This window comes from Lentzea alba (assembly GCF_047445655.1).
Taxonomy (GTDB): Bacteria; Actinomycetota; Actinomycetes; order Mycobacteriales; family Pseudonocardiaceae; genus Lentzea; species Lentzea alba_A.
Window position 1 is genome coordinate 83,701 of sequence record NZ_JAJAEG010000035.1, and the last position, 18,106, is coordinate 101,806.

At 64.2% G+C, this 18,106-nt stretch carries 19 protein-coding genes; 13 read left to right on the forward strand and 6 right to left on the reverse strand.

Annotated features, from left to right (window positions below):
* Nucleotides 1–84: 84 nt before the first annotated feature.
* Both dnaE and LFM09_RS41110 read left to right on the forward strand, forming a co-directional pair.
* The gene (gene dnaE, locus LFM09_RS41105; protein WP_414102055.1) at nt 85–3,645 is read left to right on the forward strand and encodes a DNA polymerase III subunit alpha; all 3,561 of its coding nucleotides are present in this window, start codon (nt 85–87) and stop codon (nt 3,643–3,645) included.
* Nucleotides 3,646–3,647: 2 nt separating this feature from the next.
* The gene (locus tag LFM09_RS41110; protein ID WP_414102077.1) at nt 3,648–3,983 is read left to right on the forward strand and encodes a DUF6300 family protein; all 336 of its coding nucleotides are present in this window, start codon (nt 3,648–3,650) and stop codon (nt 3,981–3,983) included.
* A 23-nt stretch (nt 3,984–4,006) separates the two neighbouring features.
* On the opposite strand, the gene LFM09_RS41115 is transcribed toward LFM09_RS41110, so the two are convergent.
* Complete coding sequence (locus LFM09_RS41115) at nt 4,007–5,575, reverse strand: asparagine synthase-related protein (RefSeq protein WP_414102057.1); 1,569 nt, start codon at nt 5,573–5,575, stop codon at nt 4,007–4,009.
* 81 nt (nt 5,576–5,656) lie between these two features.
* Complete coding sequence (locus tag LFM09_RS41120) at nt 5,657–5,839, reverse strand: hypothetical protein (protein WP_414102058.1); 183 nt, start codon at nt 5,837–5,839, stop codon at nt 5,657–5,659.
* Between the two features lie 506 nt (nt 5,840–6,345).
* Between LFM09_RS41120 and LFM09_RS41125 the strand changes: the two genes are divergently transcribed.
* Nucleotides 6,346–7,737, forward strand: coding sequence for a helix-turn-helix transcriptional regulator (locus LFM09_RS41125; RefSeq protein WP_414102059.1), 1,392 nt, complete (start codon nt 6,346–6,348; stop codon nt 7,735–7,737).
* A gap of 652 nt (nt 7,738–8,389) precedes the next feature.
* Here LFM09_RS41125 and LFM09_RS41130 read toward each other — a convergent pair.
* Entirely contained in the window at nt 8,390–8,572 is a 183-nt protein-coding gene (locus tag LFM09_RS41130) for a DUF397 domain-containing protein (RefSeq protein ID WP_414102060.1), read from the reverse strand.
* A gap of 3 nt (nt 8,573–8,575) precedes the next feature.
* The gene (locus LFM09_RS41135) at nt 8,576–9,454 is read right to left on the reverse strand and encodes a helix-turn-helix domain-containing protein (protein ID WP_414102061.1); all 879 of its coding nucleotides are present in this window, start codon (nt 9,452–9,454) and stop codon (nt 8,576–8,578) included.
* Nucleotides 9,455–10,131: 677 nt separating this feature from the next.
* On the opposite strand from LFM09_RS41135, the gene LFM09_RS41140 reads away from it, so the two are divergent.
* From LFM09_RS41140 to LFM09_RS41185, 10 genes are all read left to right on the forward strand, one after another.
* Complete coding sequence (locus tag LFM09_RS41140; protein ID WP_414102062.1) at nt 10,132–10,659, forward strand: hypothetical protein; 528 nt, start codon at nt 10,132–10,134, stop codon at nt 10,657–10,659.
* Nucleotides 10,656–11,249, forward strand: coding sequence for a hypothetical protein (locus tag LFM09_RS41145; RefSeq protein ID WP_414102063.1), 594 nt, complete (start codon nt 10,656–10,658; stop codon nt 11,247–11,249). Before LFM09_RS41140 ends, LFM09_RS41145 begins: the two co-directional genes overlap by 4 nt.
* Nucleotides 11,246–11,809, forward strand: coding sequence for a hypothetical protein (locus LFM09_RS41150; protein WP_414102064.1), 564 nt, complete (start codon nt 11,246–11,248; stop codon nt 11,807–11,809). The genes LFM09_RS41145 and LFM09_RS41150 overlap by 4 nt, the downstream gene beginning before the upstream one ends.
* Nucleotides 11,810–11,898: 89 nt before the next feature.
* Nucleotides 11,899–12,150 (forward strand): helix-turn-helix domain-containing protein, encoded by a 252-nt coding sequence (locus LFM09_RS41155; RefSeq protein ID WP_414102065.1) that lies wholly within the window; start codon nt 11,899–11,901, stop codon nt 12,148–12,150.
* 195 nt (nt 12,151–12,345) lie between these two features.
* A complete protein-coding gene (locus LFM09_RS41160; RefSeq protein WP_414102066.1) occupies nt 12,346–13,170 on the forward strand; it encodes a sigma factor in 825 nt (274 codons plus the stop codon).
* A complete protein-coding gene (locus tag LFM09_RS41165; protein ID WP_414102067.1) occupies nt 13,160–13,531 on the forward strand; it encodes a hypothetical protein in 372 nt (123 codons plus the stop codon). Before LFM09_RS41160 ends, LFM09_RS41165 begins: the two co-directional genes overlap by 11 nt.
* Nucleotides 13,532–13,812: 281 nt before the next feature.
* Nucleotides 13,813–14,391, forward strand: coding sequence for a hypothetical protein (locus LFM09_RS41170; protein WP_414102068.1), 579 nt, complete (start codon nt 13,813–13,815; stop codon nt 14,389–14,391).
* Between the two features lie 254 nt (nt 14,392–14,645).
* On the forward strand, nt 14,646–15,497 hold the full coding sequence (locus LFM09_RS41175) for a Scr1 family TA system antitoxin-like transcriptional regulator (protein WP_414102069.1): 852 nt from the start codon (nt 14,646–14,648) through the stop codon (nt 15,495–15,497).
* Between the two features lie 479 nt (nt 15,498–15,976).
* Nucleotides 15,977–16,519 (forward strand): helix-turn-helix domain-containing protein, encoded by a 543-nt coding sequence (locus tag LFM09_RS41180; protein WP_414102070.1) that lies wholly within the window; start codon nt 15,977–15,979, stop codon nt 16,517–16,519.
* Nucleotides 16,516–17,142 carry a hypothetical protein gene (locus LFM09_RS41185; protein WP_414102071.1) on the forward strand — a complete coding sequence of 209 codons (627 nt, stop codon included), beginning with the start codon at nt 16,516–16,518 and terminating at the stop codon, nt 17,140–17,142. Before LFM09_RS41180 ends, LFM09_RS41185 begins: the two co-directional genes overlap by 4 nt.
* Before the next feature lie 172 nt (nt 17,143–17,314).
* On the opposite strand, the gene LFM09_RS41190 is transcribed toward LFM09_RS41185, so the two are convergent.
* A complete protein-coding gene (locus LFM09_RS41190; RefSeq protein WP_414102072.1) occupies nt 17,315–17,686 on the reverse strand; it encodes a DUF6355 family natural product biosynthesis protein in 372 nt (123 codons plus the stop codon).
* A gap of 126 nt (nt 17,687–17,812) precedes the next feature.
* Nucleotides 17,813–18,106 (reverse strand): hypothetical protein (locus tag LFM09_RS41195; protein WP_414102073.1); only part of this gene is annotated, 294 nt, incomplete at its 5' end.

Genomic DNA, 18,106 nt, shown 5'->3' on the forward strand with positions numbered 1-18,106 from the left:
GGTGCGCGCCGGATGACTAGTGTGGGCTCCTGGTCCGTGCTGAGGCAGCGCGCACGATGACCACGATCTTGGGAGGTCTCCGCCTTGTCTGGGCAGTCGTTCGTCCACCTGCACGTGCACACCGAGTATTCGATGCTCGACGGTGCGGCGAAGGTGGCCCCGTTGTTCGAGGAAGCCGAGCGGCTGGGCATGACCGCGGTGGGTATGAGCGACCACGGCAACATGTACGGAACCGACGAGTTCTACCAGACGGCGACACGGACCGGGATCAAGCCGATCATCGGCGTCGAGGCCTACCTGGCGCCGCACAATCGCCTGCACAAGAAGCCGGTCTTCTGGGGTGATCCAAGCCAGCGCAGCGACGACATCTCCGGTGGTGGTGCGTACACCCACATGACGATGTGGGCCAGGAACGCCGAAGGCCTGCGCAACCTGTTCCGCCTGCACACCGAGGCGAGTAAGACGGGGTACTACCGCAAGCCTCGGATGGACCGTGAGCTCGTCGCCGCGCACGCTGATGGCATCATCGCCACGACTGGTTGCCCGTCTGGTGAGGTGCAGACCCGGCTGCGGCTTGGCCAGAGGGATGAGGCGTTCCAGGCTGCCTCCGACTATCGCGACATCTTTGGTGCGGACAACTTCTTCCTGGAGTTGATGGACCACGGCTTGGAGATCGAGCGCCGTGTCCGCGATGGCCTGCTTGAGATCAGCAAGAAGCTCGGTATCCCGCCGCTGGCGACGAACGACAGCCACTACGTCACCAAGGATCAGGCCGACGCGCACTCGGCCTTGCTGTGCGTTCAGTCCGGCAAGATGCTCACCGATCCGAACCGGTTCAAGTTCGATGGCGACGGCTATTACCTCAAGTCCGCCGAGGACATGCGGCAGATCTGGAAGGATCTGCCGGAGGCATGTGACAACACGTTGCTTGTCGCGGAGAAGGTTGAGTCTTACGAGGACATCTGGGCCGCCCGCGATCGAATCCCGGCGTTCAGCGTCCCGGAGGGCGAAGACCAGGCGTCGTGGTTCCGCAAGGAGATCCGGCGCGGTCTCGAATGGCGGTTCGAGGGCCGAGAGGTCCCGGACGAGTACATCAAGCGCTGTGACTTCGAGGCCCAGGTCATCATCGACAAAGGCTTCCCCGCCTACTTCCTGATCGTCGCCGACCTCATCAGCTATGCCCGTAGCGTCGGGATCCGAGTGGGCCCCGGTCGTGGTTCGGCCGCTGGTGCGTGCGTGTCATGGGCGCTCGGCATCACGAACATCGACCCCATCCCTCATGGCCTGCTGTTCGAGCGGTTCCTTAACCCCGAGCGCACCGCCATGCCTGACATCGACATCGACTTCGACGACCGCCGTCGCGGCGAGATGATCCGCTACGCGGCCGAGAAGTACGGCCATGATCGAGTGGCGCAGGTCATCACGTTCGGCACCATTAAGACCAAGGCGGCGTTGAAGGACTCGGCGCGTGTGCACCACGGCCAGCCGGGCTTCGCTATTGCAGACAAGATCTCAAAGGCGCTGCCGCCGCCGATCATGGCGAAGGACATCCCGCTCAAGGGCATCGTCGACAAGGGGCATCCGCGCTACGGCGAGGCCGCCGAGGTCCGCACGCTGCTGGATACCGACCCGCTGGTCAAAGAGATCTTCGATACCGCGCTCGGTCTGGAAGGCCTGATCCGGAACGCCGGCGTGCACGCTTGCGCCGTGATCATGTCGAGTGACCCGCTCACCGACTCCATCCCGCTGTGGTACCGGGACGACGGCTCGTTCATCACCGGCTGGGACTACCCGTCGTGCGAGAACATCGGCCTGCTGAAGATGGACTTCCTCGGGTTGCGCAACCTCACCGTGATGGGTGATGCGATCGAGAACATCGAGACCAACCGCGGTAAGGACGCGGTCCCGGACTTCGACAAACTCACCCTGGACGACCCGGAGACTTACGCCCTGCTCGGCCGAGGTGACACGCTCGGTGTGTTCCAGCTGGACGGCGGCCCCATGCGTGACCTGCTGCGCCGGATGCAGCCGACCACGTTCGAGGACATCGTCGCGGTCGGCGCGCTGTACCGGCCTGGCCCGATGGGTGTGAACGCGCACAACGACTACGCCGACCGCAAGAACGGCCGCCAGGAAGTCAAGCCGATCCATCCCCAGCTTGAAGAACCGCTCAAGGAGATCCTGGGCGAGACGCACGGTCTGATCGTCTACCAAGAGCAGATCATGTTCATCGCGCAGGAGGTCGCCGGCTACTCGATGGGCCGCGCAGACGTGCTGCGCAAGGCGATGGGTAAGAAGAAGGCTGAAGTCCTCGCGAAGGAGTTCGAGGGCTTCCAGGCGGGTATGCGCAACGATCCGCGGGGCTTCTCCGACGAGGCGATCCAAGCCCTCTGGGACACGATCCTCCCGTTCGCTGGTTACGCGTTCAACAAGTCACATGCCGCCGCCTACGGTCTGATCTCGTACTGGACCGCCTACCTGAAGGCGAACTTCCGCGCCGAGTACATGGCCGCATTGCTGACGTCGGTCGGTGACAACAAAGACAAGTCCGCCGTCTACCTCGCGGAGTGCCGTCGCCTCGGCATCAAGGTCCTCCCGCCAGACGTCAACGAATCGGCACTCCGCTTCAGCGCGGTCGGCACCGACATCCGCTTCGGCCTCGGTGCGATCCGCAACGTCGGAGCGAACGTCGTCGAGTCGATCATCAAGACCCGTAAGGAGAAGGGCACCTACACCTCCTTCACGGACTTCATCGACAAGTCCGAGCTCGTCGTATGCAACAAGCGAGTGATCGAATCGCTGATCAAAGCTGGCGCATTCGACGCGTTCGGACACACCCGGCTGTCGTTGATCCAGGTACACGAGGACGCTGTTGACGCGGTCGTCCCCATCAAGCGCAAAGAAGCCGAAGGCCAGTTCGACCTGTTCGGGGCCGACAGCGCCGATGAGCCGGACGACAGCGCGTCCCCGCTTGCTCACCTCAAGCTCAGTGCCGACGAGTACCCGCGCAAGCAGATGCTCAGCCTTGAGAAGGAGATGCTGGGCCTGTACGTGTCGTCGCATCCGCTTGATGGGGCGGAGCGGATCTTGCGCAAGTTCGCACCCCGGCCGATCGCCGTGGTGCTGGACGATCCGCCGAGGGAAGGCGAGCTGATCGTCTCGGGCATGATCACGTCTATCGAGCGCCGGGTGAACAAGAACGGCCTGCCCTGGGCCATCACGGTCATCGAGGACCTGGACGCGTCGATCGAAGTCTTGTTCTTCCCCAAGTCCTACGAGGTCTTGAAGGACGATCTGGAACTCGACTCCGCAGTCTGCGTTAAGGGTCGGGTCAACTGGCGTGAAGACAAGATGGCGATCTTCGGTGACGGCGTCGTGGTGCTCGACATCAGCGATGCTGAACTCAATCCCGATGCTGATCCGCCTGTCGTTCTCGGGCTAGCGACCAAAACCTTGACGCCTGAGCTCGTCGAGGATCTGAAGATGGCGTTCAAGGCGCACCAAGGCCACGTTGCGGTCCACCTGGAAGTGCAGAGACGCGACAAGACCAAGGAACTGCTGCTGGTGGAGGACTACCGAGTGCAGCCGAGCCCGTCCTTCTGGGGCGAGCTGAAGGCGATCCGCGGCGTGACCGTTCAGCGGTGACGATGGACATCGAGGTGACGCGGTCAGAGGGCGCACTGTGCCATCGGTGCGGCCGTCCTCTGCTAGCGCTCCTCGATGTACCGCACTCGTTCCGGCGAGAGGACGGTGTCGAGGTCCGCGGTCGACGCAGGGTCGGCCTGTGCGCGAACTGCGACAGGCACGACACGGCAGGTCAAGGCCTCATCGCCTTCTTCACGGTGAACACCGGGATCGCCGACAACCAGGTCGGCGAAGTTGCCGACCTGGTCGCAGAATGGATCGCGCGGCTTCCTCCACCGCCAGACCTGAGCGACATGGTGGAACCTGACGAGGAGAACTGGCGGCAGAACGGAGCATGAGCCCGTCCGCCGGCCCGGCGGGGTCAAGCTGCGTCGAACGTGCGCAGGCCGATCTCCCAGTTGATGAACTCGTAGATTGCGGTGTCCATCGGGTCGGCCGTCAGAGCCTCGCCGTAGCAGGCCCGCAGGCCATCTGGGGCCACGTATCCGGTATCGACCAGCAACGAGTCGTTGAGGTAGCGCTCGATCAGCGGCAGGCCGTTCTGCCGCATCCCCTGTTGGATCACGTGAGCGAAATCCTCACGAATCGGCGGATTGGCGATCTCGTCGGAGAAGCCGAGCGATGAAAGGCGAGCCCGGTGTAGGTGCTTGTTCCGGCGCCACTCCACGGGCAACCACTCACCGAAGAGGATTAGCTCCGGCGAAGCCAGAGGCGAGATCGGCCAGATGCCAGCGCGAAGGTAACCCGGCGCGATGCAGGCGTGAGCGATCAGGGTCATTTCGCTGACCACTGCGGCCGGAAGCACACCAGCGTCCACCTCACGCAGGTCATTGATGGCTTGCTCGCTGATCCAACTCGGATGATGCGGGATCTCCTGCAGGTTCGATGGAGGCTTCTCATCGACGGTCAGAGACACCATTTCATCACCACCGATACCGGTGAAGACCGTATCGATGCCGCGCTCGGCGAGGTCGGCCAGCATCTGGAAGTAGCCCTCGACGTACGGCTCCTCATACGGGCTGACCTGGTGTGTTAGCCGCGGCCCGTGAGGGGCGAGGGGTAGGAAGTCGAGGATCGATACGAGGATGTCGTCGAAGCCGCATCGTTCGACGAGTGGGCGTCGGCGGCGGATCTGTTGAGGGCCGGGCGTACCGCCCAGCAGCAGCGCGCAGCTTGTGAGTTCGCAAGGGTATAGCTTGCCGAGCGCCATAGCGACGTTGGCGCTGTCCATGCCTCCTGAGAGTTCAATGGCCGTTGTGCCGGGGTTGAAGTGCCGCTGCGAGACCACGTGTTCCAGGATGGTTTCGTAGCCACCGAGGACATCGGCGCCGGAGGCAAGGCTGCGGGGGCGTGAGTGTAAGGCGACGTCCGGGTGGCTGATGGTCAAGCCGTGATGCCCGAAACTCGCTGTGGCGCGTTCAGTCAGTCTCTGAAGCCCATGCCATGCTGTCTCGGTCGTGTAGCGGTAGTGCCGGGTGAGGCGGCGTGCGACCTCTCTTGGTACGAGTGCTGATGCACTTGTGAGGTGGCGAAGGTCAAGCAGATCCCATGACCCGTGAAGCGCGCGCCCATCCTCAAGAAGGTAGACCGGAGCCGTTCCGAGACAACCTGCCTTGACCTCCACGTCACCGTTGGTGTGGCACTCGAGGACGAGGAACTCCAGCGGCCACTCCAGGGATTCCTTCCGCACACGCTCGTAGGTTGAGTGGCTGACCTCCTGGATCCGCTGCGGCGCAACGAAGAGGGCTTCTTGGGGGGCTCGCCGCCGTTCACGAGTGACGATGAGCAGTGCTCCGCCATGGGTGATCGCTGTCTGTTCCAGCACGGCATGTGTGTATGGCTCAACCCAGCTGAGGCCGTTGTGCCATCGCGCCCCATCCCACCGCCAAGCTTCAGCCGGCGCGCCGGAATCCAGGGTGAACTTCAGCATCGACTACTCCTAAGTGCCCAGGTGGTGCGGGCACGTGGTCGCGCCCGCATCACCTTCCGGCAGCTGTGCCAGTGCACTTCGTTACTCGAACACGTCTTCCTCGGTGTGGGTGTCCTTGTCACCCGCGGTTTTCTTCATCGAGTACTGCTCCGTGTGCGACGGCACCTTCCAGTCGATGCCACCCTCGAACATCTCGGCCACGGTGCTCGGCAGTTCGAGCGACTTGGCGGCGACGCCGGGGTGTTCGATCGTTGCTGCGGTCATCGGTTTCTCCTCTCCCTCTCTCGATCTTGTTAGAGCTCGCTGCTACGTGGCGTGCTTGCGTCGTTTCGTGTCAGCGAGTCCTCCCTGTTGCCGGCGAAGCGTGGCGGCGGCGATCTCCGCGCAAGCCAGCGCGGCAGTGAGCCTCAGTCAAGTCGTCCTGATCAATCTCCGCCAGGGCGTGAACACGGCGGCGATGAGGCGACGGTGAGGCGGCACCTGCTCTGAACTGCGGAAATATTTCCGGCTAGGTGGTACTCCGAACAGGTGCTGGTCGCCGAGCAGGTGATCAAGGTCGACCGGTGACTGGCTATCGTGGCAACCGACCGACGAGCCGAGGTGATGATCGTGGGAGATTGGCGGGCCGCATTCATCGCGCGGGGGGAGCTGATGGACTGTGCTCAGGAGGTCTTCAGAGCCGCAGCTGGAATGGAGTCCTCCGGCGTGTGGCCTCAGAGCTGTATGGACAGCGCGCCGCCATGGTGACAAGCCGACGTGGGCGTGGCGGGATGGCGGCCCGACGGGAGCGGCTGGCGGGTAGGCGTGAAGCGCTGGGCTTCACCCAGGAGTCGTTCGCGCGGGAGATCGGGGTCGAACTGTCCACGGTTGGCCGGTGGGAACGAGGGACACAGGATCCTCAACCATGGATGCGCCCGAAGATCGCACAAGCACTGGAGGTATCCACCGACGAGCTCGCCGCGCTTCTATCCGGTGACGCATCGCCGTCCACTGGTGCAGGGGACGTGCCCGACCTGTTCAGCCCGGAGATCGCCGAGCATGTCCGGCGGAGTCAGGAGGAGTGGCTTCGGGTGCGCCGCGCTCCTGGGGCGCGCGGGCGTGAGCTGGCGGAGCTGGCCGCGTGGCTGTATCCGGCCAGCCAGCGAGCACCCGGCGGGCATGTGCTGACCGGCCCCGATTGGCTGCTGGACAGACCCGCGGAACTGGATTCTGTTCGCCTGACCTTCTCCGATGCCCAGAACCCGGTGCCGAGGCTCGAGCCGGTGGATCACGTGTTGCCGCTAACCGCCCGCGGCGAGCGCTACGCCGACTACAGCCGGGCCGTGCGGGACCTCGTACGACCGCGCCTACTGGAAAACCGACTCAGCTACCGCCTGCTGGAGGTGTCTCAGCGCGGCGGGCTGGCGCTGACTTTCGGGACCACCACGTTCTTCGAAGTGTTCGACATCAAGGAATGCCTCGCCCACGAGTTCAAGGCCGCTTGGTTGGCATCAGGTGGCGCAGTTCCCGACTGGAGTGCGCTGCCCCTGCGTTCGGCGATCAGCGACCCGTTCAACCCCAACCGGCTGGTTATGTCGCCCGGCATCAGCACCCTGACCATCCGCAAGGATCAGCGCGGTGGGCACCGATTCATGATGCACCAGCGCGACGGCCGCGCCGTGGCCGACGGCGGCGGCATGTGCACCCTGATGCCCTCAGGGGAGTTCCAGCCCTCGTCGCTCGCGGCAGTCGACCTGCACAACGATTTCTCCTTGTGGCGCAACATCATGCGGGAGTACTCGGAGGAGTTTCTCGGCAATCCCGAACACGACGGGGCTGGCGCCAGCTCCATCGACTATGCCCAGCAGGAGCCGTTCCGCTCCCTCGACCAGGCTCGCGCCGACGGCCGATTTCGGCTCTGGCACTACGGCCTTGTCATGGACGCCCTCACCCTGGGTGCGAGCCAACGCACCGTTGCTGTCGTGGACGACGAGGTCTTCGACCGGTTGTTTACCGGCCTAGTGGCAACCAACGACGAAGGACGCGTGGTCGGCGAGGGTGGTCGAACCGATATGCCGTTCACCGGCGAAGCGATCGACCGACTCGAGCCCCGGCTATCGGCCAGCTCCTTGACGCTGCTGCGTCTGGCGTGGCGAGATCGCCGACACCTGCTCGGCACGTAACAGGAAGCCATCCTTGTGCAATGGTGACGGCGTTAATTGGCTAGCGCCATCAAAGCGGTCATGTTCCGCGGGTATGTGACCACGAATTGCCGGCCAACCCTGATCTGTGCGGCTCTTGGCTGCGACGAGGCCGGGGGCAGGGACGGTTTGGTGCTCGAGTACGCCGCTGCCAACTGCTATGCCGGTCACGAGGCTTGCTGGCAGCAGCGGCCGTCTCATCACACAATCGCTGGTCACGAGCGGTTTAGCGGCGAGATCGCATCGCCCCGCTCGAGTTTCGACCGACCTGCATCATTGACACCGCTCTGGAGGGCGAACGGTTCCTCCTGCCATGCCCGCATCATCCACTGGTGGTCAGCTGGTGCTAGGCGCACTGCTCGCCCGGTTCCGGAATGGGTCGAGCGACAAACGGATCACGCAGCAAAGGTCCGCGTGGTCGGCGCGACAGCCGTCTTGTGCTGGACACCATGTCAACGCTTCTTGAACCCTGACCCCGCATGGGGCCTCGGGTTCTAGGGCCGCTGGGGGTCAGTTTTCACGAAGCGTCGACACACCATGATCCAGGAGCTCAGCGTCACTGTCGGTAACCTCGAACGGCGGTAGAACGGCAGCGGTCCCTTGCGGCCAATCGCCTGGGACAGCTGCCGCTAGTTTAGGCGCCGAACGTGCCTGCCTTCACGGCCGCGATGAACTGCGGCAGGTCAAGCTTGATCACAACTGTTGGGTTCTTGCTGTCGCGGGCTGCGCCGTGAGACGTGAGTTCGATGCACTGGCCGTTGGTATCACCACTGCTGTAGCTGGACTTGCGCCATCTGGCGCGGGTGAGGTCATGCATGCCTCAACCCCTCTCGTTACTGCTCCACAGGTCAGTTCTCAGCGTAACGAGCAGGTCGCGCGACTTCTCCGGCGAGAGCGCCCGCTGGCGGATCTGCAGGAAGCGCTTCTCGTAGAACGCTCGTCGTGCACGAATGTGGTAGGTCGCTGACTGACCGTGCTCGGTGTACGCGTAGGTCTTGCCAGGCAGCGCATCGAACCGCACGATCGTAAAGTCTTGTCCCATTGAGGGGTAGGCGCCGGCAGAGAGCGGAACGATCTCGATGCGGTGCCTATGCGACTCTTCGATGAGCCGATCAATCTGCTCCCTCATGACTGCGGCACCACCGATATTGCGCCGCAGGACGTCCTCGTCGTAGATCACGTTCAGCCTGAGCGGTTTGTCCCGCGAGAGGGACTTCTGCCGGTCCAAGCGAAGTGCCTCTGATCGGTCGAGATCAGCCTCGGTCAAGTCAGGGTCGACTTCGGCGCGCGAACTGCGGACGTAGCTCGCCACCTGGTGCAGGCCGAAGACGTACTTGCCGTGGTAGACGTCCAGCTCTGAGGCGCGTTGTTCGTCGGCGAAATAGTCGCTGGCGAAGCCGGGCACTGTGTCACCGTGGGTGACGAGGATGCTGTCACCGTCAGGCCTTTCGAGCTGCCGGACCAACACGTCGATCTCGTGCTCGTCGACTCCATATACCTGTCCGAGGTCGCGGATGTGGCGCGGCGTGATCTCGCGGTCAGCATGTTCAAGCCTGCTGAGCATGCTCTGGCTGTAGCCGTGCCCAGCCTTGTCCGCCGCGACCTTCTGGTTCAGGCCGGCTTCGTCACGCCATTTGCGCAGTACAGCCGCTATGCCTTCAAGGCTTTGGCGCTGAAGGGGTGTGAGCTCGTCGGCCATCGTGCTCCCTTGTATCTGGCTTGGCCGATCAAGTGTGCACGTCGTTGGAGCAGGGGCGGCAAGCGGTTCACCCGATCGACACGTGGTGCTAGTCATATGACTGTGTTATATTCATGTGGCCGGTTCGCCGGTGACCGGCTCGCCTTACCGCCCCACAGGTCAAGCGGTGAGGCGGGTCAGGTCTCAGCCGTTGGAGGTGCGCAGTGGACGCAGGTGTGCTGACTGTGCTGGCCGCGATGGGTGTCGTCGTTGTGCTGGCAGCAGGCGCGATAGCCGTCGGTTGGAGGCGCAAGTGCCGCACACGGAAGTGGTTGCGGCGTATCGAAAGAAGGCGTGCGAACAACTTTTACGCACGGGCTGTGGACATGTGGATGTTGAGCAACATGCACCCCTCAGAGCGGTGGTCGTCATGCTGACCGGGCTCGCGCTTCTTGAGCCGTTCCGATGGGTCTCGGCCAATGGTGCGGGGCATGCGGTGCTCTGGGGGCCACGGCGAGACACCGTGGATCGACGAACTTGTTGTGCCGAATCTGCCTCCGCCGACGTCTCCGATGTGGCGCAGCGGGTACACATCCGGCAGGTGGCGCGCTCACGATGACATATGGGGAGCTTGTCAAGGCGCATGCGAAGGTCCGCGCGAATGACCTCCGGTGCCGGCTGCCTGCTGGCGGTGCGCTATGAGCGCGCTGCTCAAGACCTCGACGCTGCAGGAGGAAATCGGCGACCTCGGGGCTTCGTTCGCCCCTCAGCGGAAGGTGCGACCCGCCTCAAACCTCAAGGCGGATCTTCAAGCGTCGGCCGGGCCGGAGTGGTTGAAGACGCCGGATGCCTATTGGCGTGAGCATGCCTTCGGTCGAGGTGGCCGTCCGATGCCCGGCACCCTGCTGACCGTGTCGATCTCCGGCTTTGGCGTCCCTATAGGGGTGACCTGCGGCAGGGTCCTGCCGTACGACGGGCGATGGGTCTCGTCGTCGTTCCCTGTGCGGCTGATGCGGCCAGGCTACGAGCCCACCTCTGTGTCGTGGATGCTCTCGACAGTTCCCGCGCGCAGCGGCGACGCACTGCTCATCGCGACCTATGACCTGGTTGGTTGCGCGCTTCCTGACGGATTCGATCTCACTGGTACTCAGGCCTCGGGTCGCTTCGACATCGAAATGATCACCTTGCGAGCGCGGCGGTTGCGGCTTGTGGAGCGCGAGTCGTGACGGCCCCGCCGCGGATCGAGGTCGACGTGAGGTGGACGGCGCGGGCCTGGGATGACCGTGAACGTGGAGATCACCCGCTGTTCACGCCCTACCTGCTTGCGGTGGCGCCCGGCGTGGCACCGCAAGGAGTGGGGCGGGCGTTCATCCGGTCTTTCACGACGGCTTCCGCAGTTGTTGAGCGCGCCGGGAGGCCGTCCAGCGTAGATGCGGACGGCGTGCCTACTACTCCCATCGAGCCGATGCGCGAACCCTCAGCGCTGATCATGGCTTCCGCGGAAGTGACGACCGTGCTTCCAGAACTGCCGGACGGCGGACGACCTGCCTTGCAGGGATGGAGCGAAGTCGATCAGCAGATCCACCGAGTCCAGCGCGAGCAGGCGCCGCTGCGAGGAGGCCTGTGGTGGGCGCACTGCGACCGGCTTGTGACCCGTGGCCGGGCGCGTGACCCGCGCGACGTGCCGCTGCAGCGGTGGTGCCCGAAATGCTGGGACGTGCTGGCACTACAAGCCAAGTACGCCCCGGCTGCCGAGACGAATCCGAGCTCGACGTGCGCTAGTGCCGTGATGCCCGAGGTAGGGGGCGCACAGTGAGGATCACCAGGTGCGGCAAGTGCGGGCTGTTCGCTTGGCGGGAGCTCAATGAGCCTGACGAGTGCAGAACGTTGTGTTTCAAGGCGGACCGGCTGGTCCCGCAGTACTGGTGGGTGAGGCTGCTCTCCCCGGACAGCGGCCTGATCGTGCAGTCGGACCGGCTGAGGAATGCTCTGCATCCGCTGCACACCGAGGTGTACGACGAACTCGTGCTCGCTGCCGGCCTGGACGATGGCATGGCCAGCTTGTTTCTGCACGGTGTCGGCGAGTGTTTGCGGATGACGCTGGCCCACGATGCTGGCGACGACCGCACCGCCCGGGAGATCACGCTCCGGCTATCGGCTCGGCATGACCGGCAGGCACAACGCGAGATATGGCGCTATGCCGCCCTTTTGCAAGGTCTTGCCGCAGGGCGGTTGTCGCCACGCATCTACTGGGACGTGCGTGGCCTGTTGCGCGAAGTGCTGGTGCCGAGCACGGCGCAGGAGCTGATCGCCCGAATCAAGATCGACAGCCGGTTCTCCTTCGTGTGGAAGCTGATCATCGGACTCGCGCCATGACGCTGCTGGTGGAGGTCACGTCTTTCGGGACCAAGTACCGATTCCCTCCCTCTTCATATCGAACCCATCTGTCCAGAGAGGACATCACGATGACCGTTCCCACACCGGTCAGCCACAAGCCGCGCACGTTGACGCTGCCTGAGCGGGAAAAGCTCGTCGAGGAGTTCGCCAAGCGCTACCGGTCGGGCGAGAGCATCCGCGTCATCGCTGAGAGCGTTGGTCGTCCGTACGGCACGGTCCACCGGTGGCTAGCCGAGGCCGGGGTTCAGATGCGCCCTCGTGGCGGCAGTCGGCAGAAGCCGATGCCTGCCTCGGCTGTGGTGGGCGTGGGCGGGTGTTGATCTCGTGGTGGCTGACCTATCGCGTTTATCGAGACGAGCGGGCGTTGTTTGTAGCCGATCAGCACGCGGCCGGTGCGAGGCTCTCCGAGATCGCCGTGTCGCTCGGCCTGCCGGCTACCCACATCGGGACCGTCTACCCGTGGCTGATCAGGGGGCAGTACCTCAGACGATGGGTGTGTCGGGATGGGGGCGACGATGCTGACTGTCACTGCGGACTACACGCACCACGACGACGCCGAGTTGGCCGCACGGGTGCGCGCTGGGACCGTGGCCGCGTTCGGTCCGCTCTACGAACGGCACATCGGGGCGGCGACTCGTCGCGCCCGTACGCTCGCGCGCGGCCGTGCAGAAGCTGACGCGCTGGTCTCCGACGGCTTCACCCGGTTGCTGGAGATCCTGCTCGCGGGCGGTGGTCCGACCCAGTCGGTCCGCGCGTACTTGCTGACGACCATCACGCGCCTCGCATACACCCGGTCACGACAGGAGCAACGGGAGCAGCCGATGGAGGATCCGCCAGCCGACATCGACGACCTCACCGGACAGATGTCCCTTCAGGACTCAGCACTGCAGGCAAGGCTGGATCAGGCGCTGGCGGTGCGGGCCTACGAGCGCCTATCGCCTACGGCACAACAAGTCCTGTGGTACACGGAGGTTCTGGCCATGTCCCCGGCACGCGCTGCGCCACTGCTGAGGATCCGTGCGAACGCGGTCTCGGCCCGCGCGCACCGGGCCTGGGATGAGCTCCGGATCGCGTACCTGGCGGCCCATGTGGACAGGACTCGGTGTGCGCCTAGGTGCACGAGCATCGTGGACAGGCTGAGCCGCTGGACACGTAAAGCGGTGTGCCACAGCCGCAGAAGAGTCGAGCAACACCTCGATGGCTGCCCGAGTTGCCGCTCGCTGGCCGCCGAGCTGGCGGCGGTGAACGCAACGTTGCCGCCGAGTCACCCGCGCCCCAGTGACTCGTCACTCGACGCGGATGCCGTTGCGGCGGAAAGGATTTCTACCGATGAAGACTGACGCACGGTTGATGACCAGCGACTACGTTGTGCTGGGGGTCGCGCTGTCGCGGCCTACCCGGCGGTGGCGCGTCCGCCAGATGGCGCAGGCCGCGCGGTGTTCGACAGCGGTCGCCCGCACCGGCCTGAACCGCCTGCACCACGCGGAAGTAATGTGCAAGGAGACCGGCACGTCGGAATCCAGCGATCCGGAGACGCGTGAGCGGAACAGCTACTGGTTGGACCTCCACGTCATGCCTGCGGCACGGGCGGCCCTGAGCGAAGCGGACTCGCCCGGCCTGCGCGCCAAGCTCTCCGAGCTCACCCTCGACCTCGATGCCCTGGCCGTCGACACCGTGACGGCGGGCACGGCCGGCCTATGAAACTCAACGTGTCCATCCGACATCAGCGGCACGCGGCCGAAGAGAGTGATCATGGGCCACTCCTACCGTTCCGTGTTCGCCTGGACAATGCGCGAGCTGCAAGCAGCAGACCCCGCCGTCCTGTTACCTACGCGAGCCGCGCTGCTTCACATTGCGACAAGCCCGGTCCTGGAAGTCGCCGTCGGGGCAACCCGGCGTGGCTGCGTCACCGATCGTGAACCCGCGTCGCATGCGAAACCGCGACCCGCGGTGACCCCTCAAAAACGAACGAAGAGAAACCGATGACCTCTGATGACGCTGCTGGCAGTGCGTACGTGCCGTGCGGTGCGGAGCAGATTGTTCACGATGAGCTTCGGCTGCGCCGCGATGCCGGAGCCGACGTCGGCCGCCGCTGGGCCGTGTGCGCCGTGGGTCATCAGCTGCGGGCCGAGCCTGAACTGGTCGAGGACTCACTCCACATCATTGCCACACATGGAGAGCAAGCTGTCGTGGCCGCAGCGAGCGTCCTGGCCGCGATACTGCTTGATGGTGTTCCCCGTGATCAGCTGGTGTGCCCGATCGAGTTCCCGGTCACGTTCACGGTCCCTGAGGACGTAGACGACGACGATCGCACTGCGTGGCACGAGAACGTGAAAGTCGCCTCCGCCGTGGTATCCGCTTACGCAGCAAGGGATGCGAGCGCCATCGGGCGAGCCGCTGCGGTCATGTGCGGAGCTGGCGCGTTCGAGGTGATGGCCGTTCTCGTGACGGCGGCGGCACGCAAGCTCGACCGCCATGCGTCCTGGTTCGGGGAAGCGATGCGCGCCGCCGAGCGGTCAACTGCAACTAACCTGCTCATGCCAGGGGAGAACATCACATGAGTCTCAGGTTGGTGGCCGGCCTGCGCCACGCGCACCCTGCGGCGTTTCCATCACTGCCACCGGCATTGATTCACCGGCCGGAAAGGCCACAGTGGACGGACAAGACCTGACAGAGCCTTCCCACACTGGACGATCTGTGCGCGCGGAGCGATGGCCTCCGGCCCGTCGGAGAACGAGAGATCGGCTAGCAGTCCCAGTCTGGTCGACTGTTTCTGTGGTGTTGCAGGGAAATTGAGTAATTGGAGTATTGTCTGATGGTTGGTGCTGGGTCGAATGCTGAGGTGACGCGGCGCAGACTGACGGTCCTTCTGAAACGTCTGCAAGCCGAGAAGCAGTTGAGTGTGACAGCTGCGGGCGAGGCTGCTGGACGTGGCCAGTCCTACTGGTCGAAGGTGATGAACGGGACGGTGCTTCCGAAACGGGAGCAGATCGAGACCTTCCTGAACGCGATCGGATACGTCGATCCGGACATCCGCGGTGAGATCCTCCGGCTCGCCGATGACCTGCACAGAGTCGGTTCGACGGCCACGGTCGTCGTCGCGCCAGCTCACAGCAGAAGCTGGCAGCGGACCCTGAACATGGAGGCGAGGGCGGCCCAGGTCTTCGTGATGGCGTCACAGAGCCTGCCGGATCTCCTGCGTACGCACGCTGTTCATCGGCACGTGGTGCGAGCGCTGTCGGTTGCGCAGCAACGCGCCAGCCTGGACGAGCTCGTTGAACGGCAGGTCCGGCTCGGGCATCCGCAGCACGAGTACGTGTTCCTGCTGTGCGAATCGACGATCTTGCGACTCGCGGGCCTGCCGGCGCAGATGGAGTGGGAGCAGCTCCAGCACCTGGCTGATCTGGTCAAGGTGAAGACTTCCATCGGGATGATTCCGCTCAGCGCGGACGTTCCGGCCGAACCGATCTCGTACCGCGTCATCGACATGGCTCGTGCGGTAGCCGAAGTTCCGCAGAAGGGACACGTCGTTCTGCGTGATCAGGTGTCGATCGACTTCTTCAACTGTCACTTCCGGGCGATGCGACGTGCAGCTGTCACTGGTCGAGAGTTTCTCGACTATCTGTGCCGCAGAGCCGCGCGTCTCGGAGCGGAGGCGTGCGAGTGAGGCCGGGTCGCGTCACTGATGCTGACGCCGAGCGGATTCACACGGCCATGGGGGTCTGGCGGATGCGCAGGGCGTTCGCCTCGGTCCCTGGTCACTTCCAACGCTGCGCGCGCCGGTGGGGACCGCCAGCCATCGCCCTGGGGGCAGACACGGTGCCTGTCAGCACCACCACAGCGCACCGAGCGGATTTCAGAGGGTACGTGGGCGGCAGGGCCGTGCGATCGCTCCGGGAGCGAAGGTGTGGCTCGTCGGTCGCTTCTGCGCCTGGAGGTGCTCATGCTGCTGCTGTTTCTGGCGAGGTGGTCGCGAGGTCGACAGGGGCCGCCGCTGCTGCGGAGTCACTCGAGGGCGTACTCGCTGCTGGATTTGCTGTGAAACGGAAACGCTGTCTGTGCGGCCTTGGAAACCCCGGATGGAAGGGACTCGACATGTTGATCAGGCTGAGTGGGCCGCCGCAGCGGACGGACGTCCGGGCACAGGTGCTGAAGGTGTTCCAGGAGAACCCGAAGACCGGACTGTCGGTGTCGGAGGTGATGGCGGCGACGGGTCTGCCGGGATCCACGGTGCATAACGTGACCGATGTGTTCACGGTTGCCGGTTGGTTGTCGGTGTCGTGGAGAACGGGCGCGGCACGTAAGGCGCGCAGGCCGGTGAAGTGCCTTCGCCTGACCGCCTTGGGCACGGCTGCGGAATGGGGAGAAGCACCGACTCCCATCACGATGGATGGGCGGCGCGCCGACTTGATGCGGGAGCTGTTGCGGTGGAAGGAACCGCACACGGTCCGGGAGCTGGCCGAGGCGATGGGGATCAGTATTGCTTCTGCGTCGTCGCGGCTGCGCGCGATCCGATCTTGCAACTGGCTGGACCTCAGCTGGGCTGACGAAGGCGATACTGCCGCTCTGGACTTTCACGCGGGTTGTCGGTACCAGCTCAACGCCGACGGTGTGGCTGGAGCGCGGGAGGCGTTGAGGCTGTACAGGAGCGCACAGAAGCGAGCCGAAGAACAAGGAACATCGGCATGAAGCTTCCGGTCGCGCACGATCCCGATGACGACGGCGCAGCCCGCGTCCTGATCGTTGATCAGCTGTTCGCAGAGGACGACAACGAAACAGTCTGGAGCCTGCTGACCGCAGAGCCCTACGTCCTGCAGACGGATCGGATCCTGCGCCAGGTCGACTGCGAGGCATTGGAGCAACTGGCGCTCGGCAAGTCCGCGGCCCTGAGCGTCCGGGGCAAGTTGCGAAGTAAGGAGATCAGTAAGAGACAGGCGCTACTGCTGGAGGAGGGGCAGACGACTCTGACCGCGCAAGCCAACATGATCCGTCAGCGGTGCAACCGGCGGCGGGTCCAGCTGGAGCCGGCGTTGAAGAAACTGCGCTCCCAGGAGCGGGACACGGCGTTGGCGCTGGAACGTAAGGCGTTGCTCGACACCGTGATCATCCTCGCGCGGGCGGTGTCAGATCACCGTCGTTGTGTCGAAGGCGAGCACGAGCCGGAGAACCACGACCGCCTGCTATGGGCAAGGTTGTCAGCCCTCTCGATTCCCTGCGTGAGGGCAGCAGGCGGGCTGATCACGCTCGAAGATCTTCTCCGACAGGTTGGAGCGGAGGGATCAGCGGTGAGGAGCACGAGAATCCGTCCCTAGCACACACAACAGCAACCACGAAAGGGGCCGCCGAACCGACAGGTTTGAACGTCTTGCTGCCCGTCGATGCCGTATCAGCGAGGAGCAGGTGTGTTGCGTCGGCGCAATCACCAGCAGAGGTGCCAGCGCCGCAGGCTTAAGCCAGGGCTAAGCCTGCGGCGCTGGCACGGGCTTATGCCCTTGGCTGGCTGACTGAGCACCTCTGGTCTCCGGGCGGACCGGTGAGGTTCGGTGGTGTGGTGACGTAGTAGGCGTTGACGATCCTGTGCGGGCCGTCCCTGAAGAAGGGGCGGCTGCCCCAGGGCTCGATACATGACGTGCCGGTGCTGCCTGTGCTCCAGTGGTACTTGATGAGGATGAAACTGCCGCCACAGTGGATGTAGCCGCCAGTCTTCTCGCCCTGCGCGGGGTTGAGCGCATAGAAGCCGCAGCGCTGCGGAGTGATCGCGGATGCAGTGGGGCTGTTGGTCTCGATCATGCCGACTGCCGTGGCGGCGAGGAGCATGCCTGCCGCGGTGAACGCCCGCGCCGTGTTCGCGTTCATCGAAGGACCTTCTTTCGCTGAAGTGGCTGGTGCACTTCAGTTTTGAAGAGTCCATATCAGACTGACAAGGTGTCTTCTGTATCGCGTTGAGCAGGATACAGAGGACACGGCAGACAGTCGGAGCTTCTAGTACCGCTCGCGTGCCTCGAACTCGTCGAGGTCATCCCTGGTCGTCACTCCGACCTCGATCCTCATCTCCCAGATCAGATGGTTGGCTGCGAAGGCCACCTCGTCGTCGCGGACGTTGAGATCGAGTGTGGTACGTCGCTCCAATCGTCTAAGGGCCTGCTTCGTCTCCCAGACGAACTGATCGACCAAGGCTCGAACAGCTTTCTCGCTGACTACAAGCACCTGATACGACCGCTGACACACTATGGGGTGTGTCAAACGAGCGGTGTAACTCGGGTTGAAGGAAACTAC

Excerpts from the sequence above, each read along its gene's own strand:
- LFM09_RS41110 (WP_414102077.1), top strand. The coding sequence starts at position 3,648 with ATGGACATCGAGGTGACGCGGTCAGAGGGCGCACTGTGCCATCGGTGC.
- LFM09_RS41115 (WP_414102057.1), bottom strand. The coding sequence starts at position 5,575 with ATGCTGAAGTTCACCCTGGATTCCGGCGCGCCGGCTGAAGCTTGGCGG.
- LFM09_RS41120 (WP_414102058.1), bottom strand. The coding sequence starts at position 5,839 with ATGACCGCAGCAACGATCGAACACCCCGGCGTCGCCGCCAAGTCGCTC.
- LFM09_RS41125 (WP_414102059.1), top strand. The coding sequence starts at position 6,346 with ATGGCGGCCCGACGGGAGCGGCTGGCGGGTAGGCGTGAAGCGCTGGGC.
- LFM09_RS41130 (WP_414102060.1), bottom strand. The coding sequence starts at position 8,572 with ATGCATGACCTCACCCGCGCCAGATGGCGCAAGTCCAGCTACAGCAGT.
- LFM09_RS41135 (WP_414102061.1), bottom strand. The coding sequence starts at position 9,454 with ATGGCCGACGAGCTCACACCCCTTCAGCGCCAAAGCCTTGAAGGCATA.
- LFM09_RS41140 (WP_414102062.1), top strand. The coding sequence starts at position 10,132 with ATGAGCGCGCTGCTCAAGACCTCGACGCTGCAGGAGGAAATCGGCGAC.
- LFM09_RS41155 (WP_414102065.1), top strand. The coding sequence starts at position 11,899 with ATGACCGTTCCCACACCGGTCAGCCACAAGCCGCGCACGTTGACGCTG.
- LFM09_RS41160 (WP_414102066.1), top strand. The coding sequence starts at position 12,346 with ATGCTGACTGTCACTGCGGACTACACGCACCACGACGACGCCGAGTTG.
- LFM09_RS41165 (WP_414102067.1), top strand. The coding sequence starts at position 13,160 with ATGAAGACTGACGCACGGTTGATGACCAGCGACTACGTTGTGCTGGGG.
- LFM09_RS41170 (WP_414102068.1), top strand. The coding sequence starts at position 13,813 with ATGACCTCTGATGACGCTGCTGGCAGTGCGTACGTGCCGTGCGGTGCG.
- LFM09_RS41175 (WP_414102069.1), top strand. The coding sequence starts at position 14,646 with ATGGTTGGTGCTGGGTCGAATGCTGAGGTGACGCGGCGCAGACTGACG.
- LFM09_RS41185 (WP_414102071.1), top strand. The coding sequence starts at position 16,516 with ATGAAGCTTCCGGTCGCGCACGATCCCGATGACGACGGCGCAGCCCGC.
- LFM09_RS41190 (WP_414102072.1), bottom strand. The coding sequence starts at position 17,686 with ATGAACGCGAACACGGCGCGGGCGTTCACCGCGGCAGGCATGCTCCTC.